General features: G+C 61.0%; 17 protein-coding genes. 8 read left to right on the top strand and 9 right to left on the bottom strand.

Annotation, left to right across the window (positions count from 1 at the left end; translation table 11 throughout):
- Nucleotides 1-4: 4 nt before the first annotated feature.
- Nucleotides 5-157: a hypothetical protein gene (locus ACZ5IL_RS06680; RefSeq protein WP_173816003.1), complete on the top strand. Its 153-nt coding sequence runs from the start codon at nt 5-7 to the stop codon at nt 155-157.
- 18 nt (nt 158-175) lie between these two features.
- Here ACZ5IL_RS06680 and ACZ5IL_RS06685 read toward each other — a convergent pair whose 3' ends face one another.
- Nucleotides 176-433: an accessory factor UbiK family protein gene (locus tag ACZ5IL_RS06685; RefSeq protein ID WP_464595906.1), complete on the bottom strand. Its 258-nt coding sequence runs from the start codon at nt 431-433 to the stop codon at nt 176-178.
- Nucleotides 434-635: 202 nt separating this feature from the next.
- Between ACZ5IL_RS06685 and lgt the strand changes: the two genes are divergently transcribed.
- The 4 genes from lgt to ACZ5IL_RS06705 all read left to right on the top strand — a co-directional run bounded on the left by lgt (nt 636) and on the right by ACZ5IL_RS06705 (nt 4,660).
- Nucleotides 636-1,502: a prolipoprotein diacylglyceryl transferase gene (gene lgt / locus ACZ5IL_RS06690; RefSeq protein ID WP_464595907.1), complete on the top strand. Its 867-nt coding sequence runs from the start codon at nt 636-638 to the stop codon at nt 1,500-1,502.
- Nucleotides 1,495-2,622, top strand: a complete 1,128-nt coding sequence (locus tag ACZ5IL_RS06695; protein ID WP_464595909.1) for a class I SAM-dependent methyltransferase — start codon at nt 1,495-1,497, stop codon at nt 2,620-2,622. The genes lgt and ACZ5IL_RS06695 overlap by 8 nt, the downstream gene beginning before the upstream one ends.
- On the top strand, nt 2,619-3,389 hold the full coding sequence (gene pgeF, locus ACZ5IL_RS06700; RefSeq protein WP_464595911.1) for a peptidoglycan editing factor PgeF: 771 nt from the start codon (nt 2,619-2,621) through the stop codon (nt 3,387-3,389). Before ACZ5IL_RS06695 ends, pgeF begins: the two co-directional genes overlap by 4 nt.
- 317 nt (nt 3,390-3,706) lie before the next feature.
- Nucleotides 3,707-4,660 (top strand): ribose-phosphate pyrophosphokinase, encoded by a 954-nt coding sequence (locus ACZ5IL_RS06705; RefSeq protein ID WP_464595913.1) that lies wholly within the window; start codon nt 3,707-3,709, stop codon nt 4,658-4,660.
- 86 nt (nt 4,661-4,746) lie between these two features.
- Here the strand turns inward: ACZ5IL_RS06705 and ACZ5IL_RS06710 are convergent, their stop codons facing one another.
- The 8 genes from ACZ5IL_RS06710 to ACZ5IL_RS06745 all read right to left on the bottom strand — a co-directional run bounded on the left by ACZ5IL_RS06710 (nt 4,747) and on the right by ACZ5IL_RS06745 (nt 13,333).
- A complete protein-coding gene (locus ACZ5IL_RS06710) occupies nt 4,747-5,181 on the bottom strand; it encodes a hypothetical protein (RefSeq protein ID WP_464595914.1) in 435 nt (144 codons plus the stop codon).
- Between the two features lie 151 nt (nt 5,182-5,332).
- Nucleotides 5,333-6,223 carry a hypothetical protein gene (locus ACZ5IL_RS06715; RefSeq protein WP_464595916.1) on the bottom strand — a complete coding sequence of 297 codons (891 nt, stop codon included), beginning with the start codon at nt 6,221-6,223 and terminating at the stop codon, nt 5,333-5,335.
- 239 nt (nt 6,224-6,462) lie between these two features.
- Complete coding sequence (locus ACZ5IL_RS06720; RefSeq protein ID WP_464595917.1) at nt 6,463-6,798, bottom strand: hypothetical protein; 336 nt, start codon at nt 6,796-6,798, stop codon at nt 6,463-6,465.
- A 225-nt stretch (nt 6,799-7,023) separates the two neighbouring features.
- A complete protein-coding gene (locus ACZ5IL_RS06725) occupies nt 7,024-8,256 on the bottom strand; it encodes an HlyD family secretion protein (RefSeq protein WP_464595918.1) in 1,233 nt (410 codons plus the stop codon).
- Nucleotides 8,249-8,785, bottom strand: a complete 537-nt coding sequence (locus ACZ5IL_RS06730; protein WP_464595919.1) for a hypothetical protein — start codon at nt 8,783-8,785, stop codon at nt 8,249-8,251. The genes ACZ5IL_RS06725 and ACZ5IL_RS06730 overlap by 8 nt, the downstream gene beginning before the upstream one ends.
- 186 nt (nt 8,786-8,971) lie before the next feature.
- Nucleotides 8,972-12,052 carry an excinuclease ABC subunit UvrB gene (gene uvrB, locus ACZ5IL_RS06735; RefSeq protein WP_464595920.1) on the bottom strand — a complete coding sequence of 1,027 codons (3,081 nt, stop codon included), beginning with the start codon at nt 12,050-12,052 and terminating at the stop codon, nt 8,972-8,974.
- Between the two features lie 66 nt (nt 12,053-12,118).
- A complete protein-coding gene (locus tag ACZ5IL_RS06740; RefSeq protein ID WP_464595921.1) occupies nt 12,119-12,319 on the bottom strand; it encodes a hypothetical protein in 201 nt (66 codons plus the stop codon).
- Between the two features lie 201 nt (nt 12,320-12,520).
- Entirely contained in the window at nt 12,521-13,333 is an 813-nt protein-coding gene (locus ACZ5IL_RS06745; RefSeq protein ID WP_464595923.1) for a PAS-domain containing protein, read from the bottom strand.
- 244 nt (nt 13,334-13,577) lie between these two features.
- Between ACZ5IL_RS06745 and ACZ5IL_RS06750 the strand changes: the two genes are divergently transcribed.
- The 3 genes from ACZ5IL_RS06750 (at nt 13,578) to sseA (ending at nt 15,576) form a co-directional block, all read left to right on the top strand.
- Complete coding sequence (locus ACZ5IL_RS06750; RefSeq protein WP_464595925.1) at nt 13,578-13,934, top strand: hypothetical protein; 357 nt, start codon at nt 13,578-13,580, stop codon at nt 13,932-13,934.
- Nucleotides 13,935-14,071: 137 nt separating this feature from the next.
- Nucleotides 14,072-14,665: a GNAT family N-acetyltransferase gene (locus tag ACZ5IL_RS06755; protein WP_464595926.1), complete on the top strand. Its 594-nt coding sequence runs from the start codon at nt 14,072-14,074 to the stop codon at nt 14,663-14,665.
- Between the two features lie 56 nt (nt 14,666-14,721).
- A complete protein-coding gene (sseA, locus tag ACZ5IL_RS06760) occupies nt 14,722-15,576 on the top strand; it encodes a 3-mercaptopyruvate sulfurtransferase (RefSeq protein WP_464595927.1) in 855 nt (284 codons plus the stop codon).

The following is a 15,576-nucleotide window of genomic DNA, read 5'->3' on the forward strand; positions in this document are numbered from 1 at the left end:
CGCCATGGCAGATCGCGCTGGATTGAAGATCGTCGGCTTGCTGTTCGCGAGCGTGACGCTGGCCGTAACGCTGGCAACGTGGACCGTGGTGAAGCGCTACTCAGATGGCGTATATTCGCTGGACAGTGTTGCAGTCGCGCACATCCCCGCTCGCTGACCCTGCTGAAACATCCGTTCAGCCGGCCGGGCCAAGTTTGGCTTCAAGCGCGGCGATCCGCTCCTTCAGCGTCTCATTGTCCTCGCGCGCAAGCCGCGCCATCTCCTTCACAGCCTCGAACTCCTCGCGCTTGACCAAATCGAGGTCGCGCAGGATCTTCTCTGCCTGATGGCGGACCACCGCGTCGACCTCACGCTTGAGCCCCTGAGCCACTCCGGCGGTATCGTTCATAAGCCGTCCAATCTCGTCGAAAAACCGGTTGCTGGTCTGGGTCATCTACTATCTCCGGTTAGCGGCAAGATCGCCATGTCACCGAGAGAGAATGGCGATCCCGGCACGGCAGTTCAAGCCCGCTTGATCTTTCGAACCGCCGCAAGCCTTGTTGGGGCCGGATTTCCCTTGCAATCGTTACGGGGTCGTTCGAGAGGTGGATACCCACGGCAAGCGCGGGCATGACGCCTTGGATAGAACGAACGCGATGTTTCTCCTCATCACCTATCCCGTCTTCGATCCCGTTGCCATTTCGCTCGGTCCGATCGCGATCCGCTGGTATGCGCTGGCCTATATCGGCGGTATCATGCTCGGCTGGCTTTATGCGCGGGCGTTGCTCAGGAGCGAGAAGCTCTGGGGCGGGCCGGTGCCGATCTCGGTGGTGCAGCTCGACGATTTTATCCTGTGGGTGACGATCGGCATCATCGTCGGCGGCCGCGTCGGCTATGTGCTATTCTACAATCTGGATTTCTTCATCCACCATCCCGCCCAGATCCTTCAGCTCTGGAACGGCGGCATGTCGTTTCACGGCGGCTTCATGGGCTGTGTCGCGGCGGTCATCCTGTTCTGCCGCAGGCACGGCCTGCCGATCCTGTCGCTTGGGGACGTCGCCACCGCGGTCGGGCCGATCGGCCTTTTTCTTGGCCGTATCGCCAACTTCATCAACAGCGAATTGTGGGGGCGTCCGGCTGACCCGAGCCTGCCCTGGGCCATGGTGTTTCCTAACGGCGGCCCGCTGCCGCGGCATCCGAGCCAGCTTTACGAGGCCACGCTCGAAGGGCTGGTACTGTTCACGATCCTCGCGCTGATGATCCGCTTCGGCGTGCTCAAGCGGCCGGGGCTGATTCTTGGCAGCTTCATCACGCTGTACGCGCTGGCGCGAATTGTCGCAGAATTCTTTCGCGAGCCGGATCCACAGCTCGGATTTCTGTGGGGCGGATTGACCATGGGAATGCTATTGTCGATACCGATGGTTATCGCTGGACTCGCTATTGTCTATGCCGCCTGGTCCCGCGGTTCGCGGGCGTCAGACGCACGAGCGATTCCGAATCCGGGCAAGGTCGATCGTGGCTGAACCTTCTCCGCTGCTGGCCGACATCAAGAAGCTGATCAAGACGTCCGGTCCGCTGCCGGTCTGGCGTTACATGCAGCTTTGCCTGACCCATCCCCAACACGGTTACTATATCGCGCGCGACCCATTGGGGCGCGAGGGTGATTTCATCACGTCGCCCGAAGTCAGCCAGATGTTCGGCGAACTGCTCGGGTTGTGGGGCGCCTCGGTGTGGCGGTCGATCGGCTCTCCGGCCACGCTGCGGCTGATTGAGTTCGGTCCCGGCCGCGGCACTATGATGGCGGATGCGCTACGCGCGTTGCGGGTGCTGCCACCCATGTATGAGGCGCTCAGCGTCCATCTGATCGAGATCAATCCGGTGCTGAGGGAAAAGCAAAAGGCGGTGCTGTCCAGCGCGCCGAACATCCATTGGCACGCGAGCTTGGACGAGGTGCCGGAGGGACCGGCAATCATCCTCGCCAACGAATACTTTGACGTGCTTCCGATCCATCAGATGGTCAAGCGCGACGACGGCTGGCACGAGCGGGTTGTCGATATCGATGGCAGCGGTCAACTCGTGTTCGGCGCCAACGCTGCGCCAACGTTGCGCTTCGACATGCTGCTGCCGCCGCTGGTGCGCGCGGCGCCGGTCGGGGCCATTTTCGAGTGGCGCCCGGATGCCGAGATCATGTCCATCGCAACCCGCGTTCGCGATCACGGCGGCGCTGCGCTGATCATCGATTACGGCCATGTGCGCAGCGACGCCGGCGATACCTTTCAGGCCATCGCAAGGCACAGCTTCGCCGATCCGCTGAAATATCCCGGTCAGGTGGACGTGACAGCCCATGTGGATTTCGAGGCGCTTGCCCGCGCAGCCGAGGATGTCGGCGCCCGCGTGCACGGGCCGGTGACGCAGGGAGAATTTTTGCGACGGCTCGGCATCGAGTCCCGCGCCGTCAACCTGATGGAGAAAGCAACTCCTGAAATATCCGACAGCATCGCGACGGCGCTGAAGCGTCTAACCGAGGGGGGCCGTGGCGGCATGGGGTCGATGTTCAAGGTGATCGGCGTCTCCGATCCCGGTCTCACCGAATTGGTGGGACTGAGCGATCGGGAGCGTCGCGGTGGGATGAGGGCGCCGTGACGCTGGCATCCACCCTGCTTTCGACGGTTTCCGGGCTGCGGCATGCCTTTTTCACCCGTGAAGGCGGCGTCTCCCAGAGCATCTATGCGAGTTTAAATGCTGGCATCGGTTCGCAGGATGATCCGGCGCATGTCACCGAGAACCGGCGCCGCATGGCCGAGATGATGGGCGTTGCGCCAGGGAATTTTCTCTCGCTCTACCAGTTCCACTCGTCCGATGCCGTAGTCGCCGACAGGGCTTGGGACGTGTCATCCCGGCCGCGTGCGGACGCCATCGTCACGCGAACCCCCGGGCTTGCGATCGGCGTGACCGCGGCCGACTGCGGCCCGATCCTGTTCGCCGATCCGCAGGCCCGCGTCATCGGCGCGGCACATGCCGGCTGGAAGGGCGCGCTGACGGGCGTGCTGGAAAAGACCATCGAAGCGATGGAAGCGCTTGGCGGCCGGCGCCGCGACATGGCCGTTGCTATTGGTCCGCTGATCCGCCAGCAAAGCTACGAGGTTGGCGCCGAATTCGTCGTGCGATTCAGGGAAGCCGATCCGGACAATGAGCGGTTCTTCATTCGGTCGGAGCGCGACGGTCATGCCATGTTCGATCTCGGCGGCTTCATCCGGATGCGGCTTGAACGCGCTGGCGTGCTGACGATCGACGATACCGGTATCGATACCTATTCAAACGAACGTTTCTTCAGCTATCGCCGCTCGGTGCATCGCGAGGAACCGGATTTCGGCCGCCACGTCCACGCGATCGTGCTGGACGTTGATTAACCGCGCCGGATGCCGACGGTCGACGATCGCGCATGCCGTGTGGCGAAGCTCCGTTCAGGGCAGAACGGGCGCGTGCTACCACCCGGCAACCGCAGGACGGCCCTTTTTCGCAGACGGCAGATGTCGGCGAGCGTGGTCGGCTTCGCCGCATTAAGCTGTCATTGACGTCCGATTCCGCGGGATCTACGCCGGATTCCGCAGGCGGCGTATTGCCAGACTTGGCCACTCCTTGATACACCGCCTCCGCGGGATCGGAGAGGCTCTCGGGAGACGGGATGTTGAACGTTGTATCCACCACATCGCGGGGAGACGCGTCGATGTCCGCCAAGAACGGCGCCGTCAAGCTGGTCGCCGGCAACTCCAATCTGGTGCTGGCGCGGGAAATCGGCAGATGGCTTGGGCTTGAACTCACGAAAGCCAGCGTCCGTCGCTTCGCCGACAACGAGATCTTCGTCGAAGTCCTGGAGAATGTGCGCGGCTCGGACGTTTACGTCATCCAGTCGACGTCGTATCCGACCAATGACCACCTGATGGAGCTTTTAATCATCACGGACGCTCTGCGCCGCGCCTCTGCGCGCCGGATCACCGCGGTGATTCCCTATTTCGGCTATGCGCGGCAGGATCGAAAGGTCGGTTCGCGCTCACCGATTTCGGCCAAGCTGGTGGCCAACCTGATCACGCGCGCCGGGACGGATCGCGTGCTGACGCTTGATCTGCACGCGGGGCAAATTCAAGGCTTTTTCGATATTCCGACCGACAATCTCTACGCGTCTCCGGTGATGGTCCGCGATATCAAGGAGCGGTTCGAACTCGGCAAGCTGATGGTGGTATCGCCTGACGTCGGCGGGGTGGTGCGCGCGCGCGGTCTTGCCAAGCGCATTAGTGCTCCGCTGGCGATTATCGACAAGCGCCGCGAGCGCGCTGGCGAATCCGAGGTCATGAACGTGATCGGCGATGTCGCGGGCTATACGTGCATTCTGATCGACGACATCGTCGATTCCGGCGGCACTCTGGTCAATGCCGCCGACGCGCTTCTCGCTAACGGCGCCCGGGACGTCTATGCCTATATCACTCACGGGGTGCTATCCGGCGGCGCCGCCGCACGCATCGCCGGCTCAAAACTGAAAGAGCTGGTCATTACCGACTCGATCCAGCCGACCGACGCCGTGAGCAAGACCGGCAACATCCGCCTGCTGTCGATCGCCGGATTGATCGGCGAGGCGATCAACCGCACTGCTGCCGAACAATCAGTATCGAGCCTGTTCGACTGAACGGCAGATTGAAGTGAGGACACTAAAGTCTGATCCAGGCTCGATCTGGATCAAACTTTAATATCCTCGCTGCAAGAGCAGTATGCTCACTCGTTGCGCAGGTTCTCAGCTGTGCGTTTCCATTGCGCGACGTTGTCCGCGATTATCCGGGTCGACTTCATCGCGGCCTGACTCAACTGAGCATAGCCCGAGATTTCGCGCTGGACCCGCTGTCCTTCCGCATGAAGCAGATCGCGGAGGCTTTCAAGTTCGGTCACGAGGTTCTCGATCTCGGCGAGCGAAGTTCCGGCGACACGCTGGATCAGCGAGTTGACGTTGTTCACCGTTGCTTCCGTGTTCGGCTCCAGCTTCGCGTCTGGGTTCGGAGCACCCGCGGCGGGACCGGCAGCGGGACGGCGCAGATAGGCGATGTCGTTGCGCACGAAATCGCGAATACCCGCCTCTACCTCCGAGACGGCGGCGAGGTTCGTATCGGCTTCGGGCACGCTTGGTTCTTCTTTTTCAGATGGAGTGGCATTCATCGGCTTGTTCCCTGTTTCGCGTTGAGCGAGCGCGGTTGTCCCCCCGCACGACGAGTTCTAGCTACGGTATCAGGGCTGCTGATTTTGACAACATCGGGGCCGATCTGCGGCGAGCAGCGTTCAATCCCCGAAATCAGCCGCGCTGGCGGGCTCACCACTTACGCTTGAACGCTGCGGTCAGGCTCGCGTTCGGGGGACCTTGCGGCGTTTCGCTGACCGAGCCGGCGACGCTGATGTCGTCGAACAGCTTTTGTTCGGCACCGATCCTGCGAAGCCATTTATTATCGTTTGTTGAAAGCGACTGTCCCGCGATCAGGCTGGTGCCGGTGTCGGTCAGGCTCAGCTTGGCCGAGTGGTCGGTTTTATACTGTCGCGTTCCTTTGATGCCTGGGATCGACAGCGCGTCCTGTTGAGTGACGTTGTAGCCATTCTGAAGGGTAACCGCATAGCGGCCGTCGCTGAGAGGCAGGGATTTGCTCAGCGACGTATCGAGCATGGTTTGAGCCCGGGCGGGGTCGATCCGTGCTTCAAGCGCGGTCTTGTCCCAGATCTGCCCCAGGCCGGGCGCGGTAGCGGCCGCCCATGCCTGACCCGAGGACTGCGATGGGCGGGCATCGGTTGCAAGTTTGTTCGCTGCCGGTTCCGACGCCGTCAGCGGCGACGGTTGACGTATGACGGTCAGGTCGGTCCCGATCCGTGTGTCCCAGAGCGGTGAAACCGAGCGTCTTGCGGTAAGGGCGGCGGAGCCGTCCGCATTATCGCGGGAGGTCCAGGCAAGTTCGGGGTCGGATGCGGGTTGCGACGATGACTGTGAATGACGAACCTGCGGCGGCATTTCCTTCGAGAGGGCAAAGCCGTCGGTCTCGAGTTGGCTCCAGTCGATTTCGGAATCCGCGGGTAGGTCGCCATCGGGAGCGATGTGCTCCGCCGGGTTGCCGGGAGGGTCGGCATCTCCCGATCGCGCCGATAAGGTTCCGGTTATCCAGCCGGCAGCAACGGCCAGAAGCAGTAAACCCGCACGTCGTATGATCCTCGAAGCCATGGGTTCTGCCAGTCCGCCAATCCGAAGCCGTACATTGCGGCCGCGTGTGTTCGAAATTATGGCGCGCGAGCATGCGCGCATCGGCGCGATGCCTATATGCTCATCATGGTAAATTCTATCTCGCCCGCGACCGCGCGGTTGCGTTGGTCTTCACCGATACTGATCTGCAGGAAATATTAGAATCGATCACGTTCGATTCTGACGCGTTTTCTTCACACGAACCGAAAAAGCTATAAGCGTCAGGCCTTCACCGTTTTCCGTTTCGCTGTCTTGCCGGATTTTTTCTTCGGCACGACGGCCTGTTCCGCCGCGAACGTATCCGCCGCCCGCCGCATCGCGCGTGCGTAGCTGTCGGCCGCGTTGTCGGCCGACATTTGCAGCCGCCTCGCGGCAGCGGTGCCTTCTTCGAACGCGTGTTTTGCCATTTGTCGCAAACGCTGCTTGCCTGCAACATCCTTCGCTTTCGCCGCAAGAGCGAGATAGCGGTCGCGCCGAGTCTTTACAGCCGCCGTCAGGCTTTTGTGTTGCTGCTTCGCAAGCTGCCGGATGATGACGTCAAGATCGGCATCCGCCATGGCTGGTGCCCCCGCACAATGATGTGATGAGAAAATCGCTTCATGCTTAGAGCATGACCACGAAAAGTGAAAATCGTTTTTCGGATAAAGATCATGATCAATCAAAAAAGATAATACTGGCTTCTGATTCAACGACGGTTGAATCAGAAGCCCGCAAGCGGCGAGAAGTGTCGCAATCGCGGGATCGTTTTGACACGATGTTGCTCTTGAGATCGAAAACAAGTCTCAATGCCCACTCATGACCAGCGTCTTGACAGGAAGCACAAGGGCTTGGATGCGCAACAGCATGGCATGCACGATCCCCACGGCGTCTACGGCGTGGAGCGCGAAGCGCTTGAAGGCCCCGGTATCTTTTGACGCGATCTGGTCGTGGTTGCTGGTGTAGGCGTTGACGATGCAACTGCTTCCCGGTGTGATGCCCTCCAGGCCGCCTTTGTAGAGCGGCTCGAGGAAGACGAGAATCGAGCCTGGACGCAGAGTTTGTCCCGCCTCGACGAGCTGCTCGCCGCCACGGAACTGACCCGCCGCGATGTAGTCTTGTACGCTGGTGATCACCATCGGAATAATGGTCCACGGCTTCGAAATGCAGGTGGCCTCCGCCACCATTCCGACCTTCATCACCTGCGCTTCGATTTGGCCGAATCCCGCCGACAGGACCCGTTTGCCCGCGCCCTCCGGGATCAGGATTCCCGCCGATCGCATCATCGGGTTGACGATATCACCAGGCCGTAACAAAAACTGCTCGACGCGTCCGTCAACGCCGGCGCGAATGTAGGTCTTGTCGAGATCAACCTGCGCCTGTGCCAGCGCCGCCTCGGCGCTGGCCTTCTCCGCGGGAAGAAGCGATGTCATGCGGGTCATCGCGGATTGTTTGGCCGCATTGGCGGCATTGACGGTGCCCTCCCGTCCCGCGAGCAGGACCTCGAGTTTCTCGATGTCGCGTTGGGGGACGATCCCCGGATTGCGCCTTTGCAGTTCGCGCTTCACGTTAAGCTCGTCGGACGTCTGTTTGTATGCGCTTTTGGCTTCTTGGATCTGGGCATCCGCCTTGATGATATCGACCTGTGCAGCGCCAAGCGCGGCATCCACCTCAGCGATCTTGCGCCGAGCGGTTTCCAGCGCTGCGTCCTGTTTCGTGCTGTCGAGCTTGAAAATCACGTCGTTCTTTTTCACGGGCGCGCTGAAATCGACACGAACCTCGGCCACCCGCCCGATTGTCTCGGGGATGATCGGGACGGTCCTGAAGTACAGGGTCGCTGTCGTCGTCGAGGGATGGAAATAGAAGATCACCGTGATCAGAGCGACCGTGAGCATCAAACAGGCGGTAATGCCCCACCTCAGCTCGAACCAGACGGAGTAGAGCGTGATTTCGCGGCCAAGCCGCTTTCCCTGCGCGTAGCGCCGGTAAAGATAATCGGGGACGATCGTCAGCAGAGAACAAAGCATTAGTTCAAGCATGACCCGGCAACCCGCTAGCGCCGGCGTCATCCTCGCCGGATTCCTTTTTGTCGGACGCCTTTGCCAAATCCGGTTTCGCCAAGTCCAGTTTCGCCAAGTCTGGTTTCGCCGAGTCTGGTTTCGCCAAGTCCGGTGCGTCGGCGGTCGCGATATCTTGCGCCGGTCGGGGCGTTTCCGTGCCCGGCTGGACGCCGGCAATTGTCGCCACGGAGCCTGCGATGCTGCGCAGCGGGGTGCTGAAATCCGGCAGGTCGATCATCGCCAGCAACAGTCCAGCCACCCAGAACACATGCATATGGGTAAACAGCGCCAGTAAGCCGAGAACGGCGACAATCTCGAACTGCAGCTTCTGCGATCTGTGCGCCATCCGCTCCGGCAGGGTATGCAGTCGCAGATAGATATTGCCGACCGCCAGAACGGCTCCAAGCAGGATGACGCCGACAGCCACCATCAGGACATCCGTGTCACCGGGCGCTGTAATGAACGAGGGAAGATCGTGGGGGGCGTTTGGATGAAGCAACTCGCTCAAGCGGTCCTCCATTCCGGAAACAACCCACTGAAAAAGTATAGCCGGCATTTGCCGAAGGCTGACATCATTGCACAGGCTTGGAATTTGGCAAGTACGATAAGCGACGCCGGCATTTTTGCGGCGTCGGTATCCGTCATGTCGAGAGCACGGTGAGCTTTTCGTGATTGCTTGGCCGACGGCGCCCGGTCACTTCTTCTTCCAGCCGCCGCGGTGCCCCGGTGCGCCGCCGGATGAGCGCGGCCGTGGACCGAATTCAGGTCCGGATTCGCGTGAATTGGTTGGCTGGAAAATCTTGCTTTCGGTCCCCGGACCCATTTCGTCGAGCGTCGGTTTGCGCGGCTTCGGACGTGTGCCGGTCGGCTTGACCTCGTGCCAGGTGGCGATACCCATTTCGTCGAGCGAGGGTTTATGGATTTTTGAGGTTGAGGAGGCGCGCTTGCCAAACTTTCCGGACGGCCTGCCTTGTGCCGCTTTATCCAAACGCGCTGGCAGATTCGCCGCATCTCCGTATTTCTTCGCGCCGGCATAGGCGCCTGCTTTTGCCGCGACCCCGCGCTGCTTGATGGTGGGATCGTCGACCACGGCCAGCTCGGTGGCGCGTAGCCGCTTGACCTCATCGCGCAGCCTTGCGGCTTCTTCGAAGTTCAGGTCGGCGGCGGCTTCGCGCATCCGCGTTTCGAGGTCGGAGAGAACCGCCTCGAAATTGTGGCCGATCGCGATCGCGTCGTCCGCAATGCCGCCGTCGCCGATCTCCACCAGTACATGATCGCGCTCATAGACGCTGTTGAGAATGTCGCCGATGGATTTCTTGACGCTTTCCGGCGTGATGCCGTTGGCGGTGTTGTATTCCACTTGCTTTTCGCGGCGACGGTCGGTCTCGGCGATGGCGCGTTGCATCGATCCGGTGACCTGATCGGCATAGAGGATCACCCGGCCGTCGACGTTGCGGGCCGCGCGGCCGATGGTCTGGATCAGCGAGGTCTCGCTGCGCAGGAATCCCTCTTTATCCGCGTCGAGGATGGCGACCAGCGCGCATTCCGGAATATCGAGACCCTCGCGCAGCAGGTTGATACCGACCAGCGCATCGAAAGCTCCAAGCCTGAGATCGCGGATGATCTCGATGCGCTCGATGGTGTCGATATCCGAGTGCATGTAGCGGACGCGGATGCCCTGCTCGTGCAGATATTCGGTGAGGTCCTCCGCCATGCGTTTGGTGAGTACCGTGATGAGCGAGCGATAGCCGTTCGCAGCCGTTGCGCGGACCTCGCCCACGAGGTCGTCGACCTGCGTGCGGGCAGGGCGGATGTCGACCGGCGGATCGATCAGCCCGGTCGGACGGATCACCTGCTCGACGAACACGCCGCCGCTCTCGTTCAGCTCCCATGCGCCCGGCGTGGCGGATACCGCGACCGATTGCGGGCGCATCATGTCCCATTCCTCGAAACGCAGCGGCCGGTTGTCCATGCAGGAGGGCAGGCGGAAGCCGTATTCGGCGAGCGTGGCCTTGCGGCGGAAGTCGCCGCGAAACATGCCGCCGATCTGCGGCACGCTGACGTGGCTCTCGTCGGCAAACACCAACGCGTTGTCGGGGACGTATTCGAACAAGGTCGGCGGCGGCTCGCCCGGGCGGCGGCCGGTGAGATAGCGTGAATAGTTCTCGATGCCGGCGCAGCTTCCGGTCGCCTCCATCATTTCGAGATCGAAGGTGGTGCGTTGCTCCAGCCGCTGCGCTTCCAGCAGGCGCCCCTGCGCGTGCAGTTCATCGAGCCGCATCTTGAGTTCGGATTTGATCGACTTGATCGCCTGCACCAGCGTCGGACGCGGCGTCACATAATGCGAATTGGAATAGACCTTGATGAAATCCAGTTCATCCTGCTTGTGGCCGGTGAGGGGATCGAACTCCTCGATGCTCTCCACCTCGTCGCCGAACAGGTTCACTCGCCAGGCGCGGTCTTCGTAGTGCGCCGGGAAAATATCGATGACGTCGCCGCGCACGCGGAAAGTGCCGCGGGTGAAGTCGGCCGATGTGCGTTTGTATTGCAGCGCCACGAGGTCGGCGATGAGCTGACGCTGGTCGATGCGCTCGCCGCGCTTCAGGGCGAAGGTCATCGCGGTGTAGGTCTCGACCGAGCCGATACCATAGATGCACGACACCGAGGCGACGATGATGACGTCGTCGCGCTCCAGCAGCGCGCGCGTCGCCGCATGGCGCATGCGGTCGATCTGCTCGTTGATCGAGGAATCCTTCTCGATGTAGGTGTCGGTGCGCGGCACGTAGGCTTCAGGCTGATAGTAGTCGTAATAACTGACGAAGTATTCCACCGCGTTGTCGGGAAAGAAGTTCTTGAACTCACCGTAGAGCTGCGCTGCCAGCGTCTTGTTTGGCGCGAGGATCAGGGCTGGGCGCTGCGTGGCTTCGATCACCTTGGCCATGGTGTAGGTCTTTCCGGAGCCGGTGACGCCGAGCAACACCTGGGTGCGGTCGTTGCGTTGGATGCCTTCCACCAGTTCGCGGATTGCCTGTGGCTGGTCGCCTTTGGGCTGATACTCCGACTTGATCTCGAACCGCACGCCGCCTTCGCTCTTCTCCGGTCGCGGCGGCCGGTGCGGTGTCCACACTTTCATCCCGCCATCGTCGCCGCGAAATTCGGGGCGGCCGTCGCGGATCAGATTCTCTAGTGCTTCAGCGGTCGCCTTGACGCCAAGGCCTTCCATCTTGCTACGCGGTGGCCGCGCCAACGCTTCATCGTCATCCTCGGCGGTTGGTAGGCCCAACTGCCGCGCCAGTTCCGGATCGAGCGTCGGAATGGTGGCGGCCGTGCCGTAGTTCGGCGTCGCGAATTCCGCTTGCGGCGCTTCGTCGAAGCCCTTTTGCTTTACCTCGCCCTTGAGGGGAGAGACTTCTCTGTCTCTGTCTCTGTCTCTGTCTCTGTCTCTGTCTCTGTCACTCGCTCCGCTGGCGGGAGGGGAGCGAGACGCATCCCGTTTTGCCGTCGCGTCGTCCTTGCCGCGCGTGGAGGCTCGTGCGCGATGCGCCGCAGCCTCGCCGCCGGAGCGGCGGTCCCACGAATTATCCGGTGGCGGTTGCAATCCGGTGCCGGACCCAAGCCCGGCGTCGCCGCGGTTAATCGCCGGATTGAGCAATTCCGCGAGCGCAGGTCCGATCGGCTGCACCTCGGGACGATGTGCCTTCGATTTCGGGGCTTTAGACTTCTGAGCGCTCGGCGGTTTACCGGGTTGTTTAGGAGGATTGGGAGGCTTCGCCATGCCGGCAATATGGGGCGAATCCAGCCCGCAAGAAAGAGCGCAATCACACGGATGCACATACCGTGATCACGCCTTCGGCGATGATGACCTCGACACGGCCTTTCGCAGGCAATCGCGGCACAGGCAATCGCCGCCTTCGGTCGGCATTGGCAACCGCTCGGTTTCCTCGGCGCACCAGCAGTTGCCAGATGGATCGCAAGTGAATTCCGTTCCGCACCCGGAACAGGCGAGGCGGCGAATGGCTTGCTGTCCGGTCGGGCCTGTCATGGCGGCGGGTGTGCTCTCATAGCGTTTTCGAGCGAAGTGGAATCCGGTTCGCGTGAAGAAAACGCGTCAATCAAAAAAACTAGAGTCTTTCACCGCTTCCGTGAAGCGGTGAAAGACTCTAGGCCGGGTTGATCGATGCGCAACCATAGTTCCGGATCGATACGGATGAAATCCTGCCCGCGCATTCTTTCAGGGGTGAGATTATTCCGCCGCGCGAAGGCGATGGATCGGGAGACGCCGGTCGCTTCCGCGCAGTGAGAGGTAGTAGTCGGCATCCGCCGGATTGTCGGTGCGACGAATGAGATCGGTCACCGGCGCATAGCTCAGCATTCGGCCGCCGTCCGGAAGCGCGGTACAAATGAAGCGCAGCACCTCGCCGTTTCTGAGTTTGATATTTATCGGGGTCGGATCGCCCGCGCGTACCATCCCAACGCGCTCGGCGATGAAATGGCTAAGCTCGTCTTGCGGCAGTTCATACGCGCCGGTATCGCGGCCATGATACATCAGCGCGATAAACGGCGGTTTGCTGTCGGCCTTCTCGTCAGGCAACGAGAAGTAATTCCGGAACGCGCGGTTAATGAATTCGGCACGGGTGTCTGCGTCGAGCATGACGATCCCGATGTCGGTCTGGTTAAGGGCGGTGGACAGCCGTGCCGCTGTCGCGTGCCGCTCGCGCTCCCGTCTGAGCGCATTCATCATCCGCAACCGCAACAATCCGGTGATCAAGGCGGTGCCGCCGGCGGTCAGGGTCAGCAATCCAAGACGCAGGACGATGGAACCGTCAGCGACCGTGGCATTGTAGTCGCTAAGAATTCCTGCGGAGGCTAAAACGGCTATTCCGGCACTGATCAGACCGGAAACTGTGCCACCAAGCGATCCGGCGAGTGCGACGACACAAATATATAGCGCTGACAGGTCCGGAAAGGCGGCAACGTTGCGATCGGCATAAATCGACGCGCTTGCGATCAAAATCGCGAAAGCCGGACCCATCATTATTCGCCAGTCGATGTGCATCGCCGTTCCATGATACCGAATGAGACTAAATCCGGTTCGCGAACAACTAGTTGCACGATCGCGAGATTTTCGTCGCCAGCGTTAATGGCGCTTAACGCGGCAGCGCGCGATTTGAAATGAATCCAAGGAATCGGGCCGCGTGGGTTTGCCCGCCACAGTCTGAGGTCGCGTGATAATCCTCGCCCCTTGATTGGCGTTCTGCAAAGCTGCCTTCAGGGAATCATTGTGTGAGATGAGAGTTTCGATGAGCGACCGATGCCTTCCGTTGATGTTGATGATCGGGCCCCTTTATATGCTGGGCCTAGGCGCTGCCTTGGCGCAGGACGTTCCCGGCATTGAGATCTGCACCGTCGAAAAGACGATGGAGAGGCGGACGAGTTGCTTGCAGAGCAACATCAATTTCCTGCAAACCACCCTCGGCAGATATGTCACCGATAGCAGGCAGAAAATCGATGCGGCCAACCGACAGATGCAGGTGCTAGAGAGCACAGTTGCGGAACTGCGGAAGGCGGTTGCTGAGCTTCAGGCGGCGAGCAAGAGACAGCCGCAGTCCCCGACCAAGGAGGACGGAAAACATCCAGCGAAGGAGGAGGGGAAGTAGTTCAGGCGTTATCTCCGATTTCATTCCAGCCGCTGACATCTGTCCCGTACTCGTTGTCAAGACCTGAAGTCAGGCAAAATTGCTTTTGCAAATTTTGTGTCGAGCGCACAAATGGCTGTAAAGGAACGGAGTACACCATGCCCTGGCTGCAGCCGGTCACGCTCGAAGGACCTCATGCGCGGCTCGAGCCGTTGTCGCAAGATCACCGCGAAGCCCTCGTTGATGCGGTCAAAGACGGCGAGATCTGGAAGATCTGGTACACTTTCGTTCCGGCACCGGAGAAAATGGGGGCCGAGATCGAGCGGCGGCTTTCGCTGCAAGCAGCCGGAACCATGCTGCCCTTTACGGTGCGGGATGCCGAGGGACGAATCGCCGGTATGACGACCTACACGAACGTCGACTCTGCGAGCTGTCGCGTCGAGATCGGCTCGACCTGGTATGCGAAGCGCGTCCAGCGCACCGCCGTCAATACCCAGTGCAAGCTACTGCTGCTCACCCACGCGTTCGAAAAGCTGAACTGCATCGCCGTGGAATTCCGTACTCACGTTTTCAATCATGTCAGCCGGCGTGGCATCGAGCGGCTCGGCGCCAAACAGGAGGGTACCCTGCGCGATCGTCAGATGTCGCCAAACGTGACGGTGCGGGACACCGTCGTCTATAGCATCCTTCCCGGAGAGTGGCCGAAAGTGAAGGCGCATCTCACCTACGAACTCAATGAAAAGCGTCGCTAGTCCCGGCCGTCCCGCCGAGTGAGCGACTGCGGCGCCGGAATATAATGAGCATCACAATGATCTCCATTCTCGACGATCCTCTTGTCTCCACCGAATGGCTGGCCGCGCATCTTGGTGACGTCAAGGTCATCGATGCCTCGTTCAAGATGCCCGGCGTGCTACCGCTGGCTGTCGATGATTTTCACGCCACGCACATTCCCGGCGCGATGTTCTTCGATGTCGATGCCGTATCGGATCGTGCGTCGCCACTTCCGCATATGTATCCGGATGCTGCGCAGTTCGCGCGTGATGTCGGCGCGCTGGGGATTTCCTCGAAAGATACAGTCGTTGTTTATGACTTTGGAGGCTGGGTTGCCGCGCCGCGGGTGTGGTGGATGTTCCTGTCGTTCGGTCACGCCGATGTCCGGGTACTTGACGGCGGCCTGAAAAAATGGCGTGCGGAAGGCCGCCCGGTCGAATCCGGTAAAGTTTCGCCGAAGCCGGGCCATTTCAACGCGACCTTCGATCCGCTCTATGTGCGCGGCCAAGCTCAGCTCGTGAGCAACCTGTCGTCGGGTCGCGAGCAGCTTGTCGATGCGCGCGCGGCTGGTCGCTTCACCGGCGCCGTAGCGGAGCCGAGAGCCGGGCTGCGTTCGGGTCACATCCCCGGTAGCCGCAACCTGCCGTACAACGAGCTGTTCGATCCTGGGACCGGCGTTATGAAACCGCTGGACGATATTCGTGCCGCGTTTACTCGCGTCGGGTTGGATTTGGCAAAGCCCGTCGTCACCACCTGCGGCTCGGGGGTTTCGGCCGCGGTGCTGACGCTTGCGCTTTACCGCCTGGGCGTGCGGGGCTCGGCGCTCTACGACGGGTCATGGTCGGAGTGGGGATCGAGTGAAGGGCCGCCGATCGCCACCGGACCTGTCTGA

The organism is Nitrobacter sp. CN101, from assembly GCF_055390255.1.

Bases quoted from the DNA above. Each gene is read 5' to 3' on its own strand.
- ACZ5IL_RS06680 (WP_173816003.1), top strand. From the start codon at position 5: ATGGCAGATCGCGCTGGATTGAAGATCGTCGGCTTGCTGTTCGCGAGC.
- ACZ5IL_RS06685 (WP_464595906.1), bottom strand. From the start codon at position 433: ATGACCCAGACCAGCAACCGGTTTTTCGACGAGATTGGACGGCTTATG.
- lgt (WP_464595907.1), top strand. From the start codon at position 636: ATGTTTCTCCTCATCACCTATCCCGTCTTCGATCCCGTTGCCATTTCG.
- ACZ5IL_RS06705 (WP_464595913.1), top strand. From the start codon at position 3,707: ATGTCCGCCAAGAACGGCGCCGTCAAGCTGGTCGCCGGCAACTCCAAT.
- ACZ5IL_RS06710 (WP_464595914.1), bottom strand. From the start codon at position 5,181: ATGAATGCCACTCCATCTGAAAAAGAAGAACCAAGCGTGCCCGAAGCC.
- ACZ5IL_RS06715 (WP_464595916.1), bottom strand. From the start codon at position 6,223: ATGGCTTCGAGGATCATACGACGTGCGGGTTTACTGCTTCTGGCCGTT.
- ACZ5IL_RS06720 (WP_464595917.1), bottom strand. From the start codon at position 6,798: ATGGCGGATGCCGATCTTGACGTCATCATCCGGCAGCTTGCGAAGCAG.
- ACZ5IL_RS06725 (WP_464595918.1), bottom strand. From the start codon at position 8,256: ATGCTTGAACTAATGCTTTGTTCTCTGCTGACGATCGTCCCCGATTAT.
- uvrB (WP_464595920.1), bottom strand. From the start codon at position 12,052: ATGGCGAAGCCTCCCAATCCTCCTAAACAACCCGGTAAACCGCCGAGC.
- ACZ5IL_RS06740 (WP_464595921.1), bottom strand. From the start codon at position 12,319: ATGACAGGCCCGACCGGACAGCAAGCCATTCGCCGCCTCGCCTGTTCC.
- ACZ5IL_RS06745 (WP_464595923.1), bottom strand. From the start codon at position 13,333: ATGCACATCGACTGGCGAATAATGATGGGTCCGGCTTTCGCGATTTTG.
- ACZ5IL_RS06750 (WP_464595925.1), top strand. From the start codon at position 13,578: ATGAGCGACCGATGCCTTCCGTTGATGTTGATGATCGGGCCCCTTTAT.
- ACZ5IL_RS06755 (WP_464595926.1), top strand. From the start codon at position 14,072: ATGCCCTGGCTGCAGCCGGTCACGCTCGAAGGACCTCATGCGCGGCTC.
- sseA (WP_464595927.1), top strand. From the start codon at position 14,722: ATGATCTCCATTCTCGACGATCCTCTTGTCTCCACCGAATGGCTGGCC.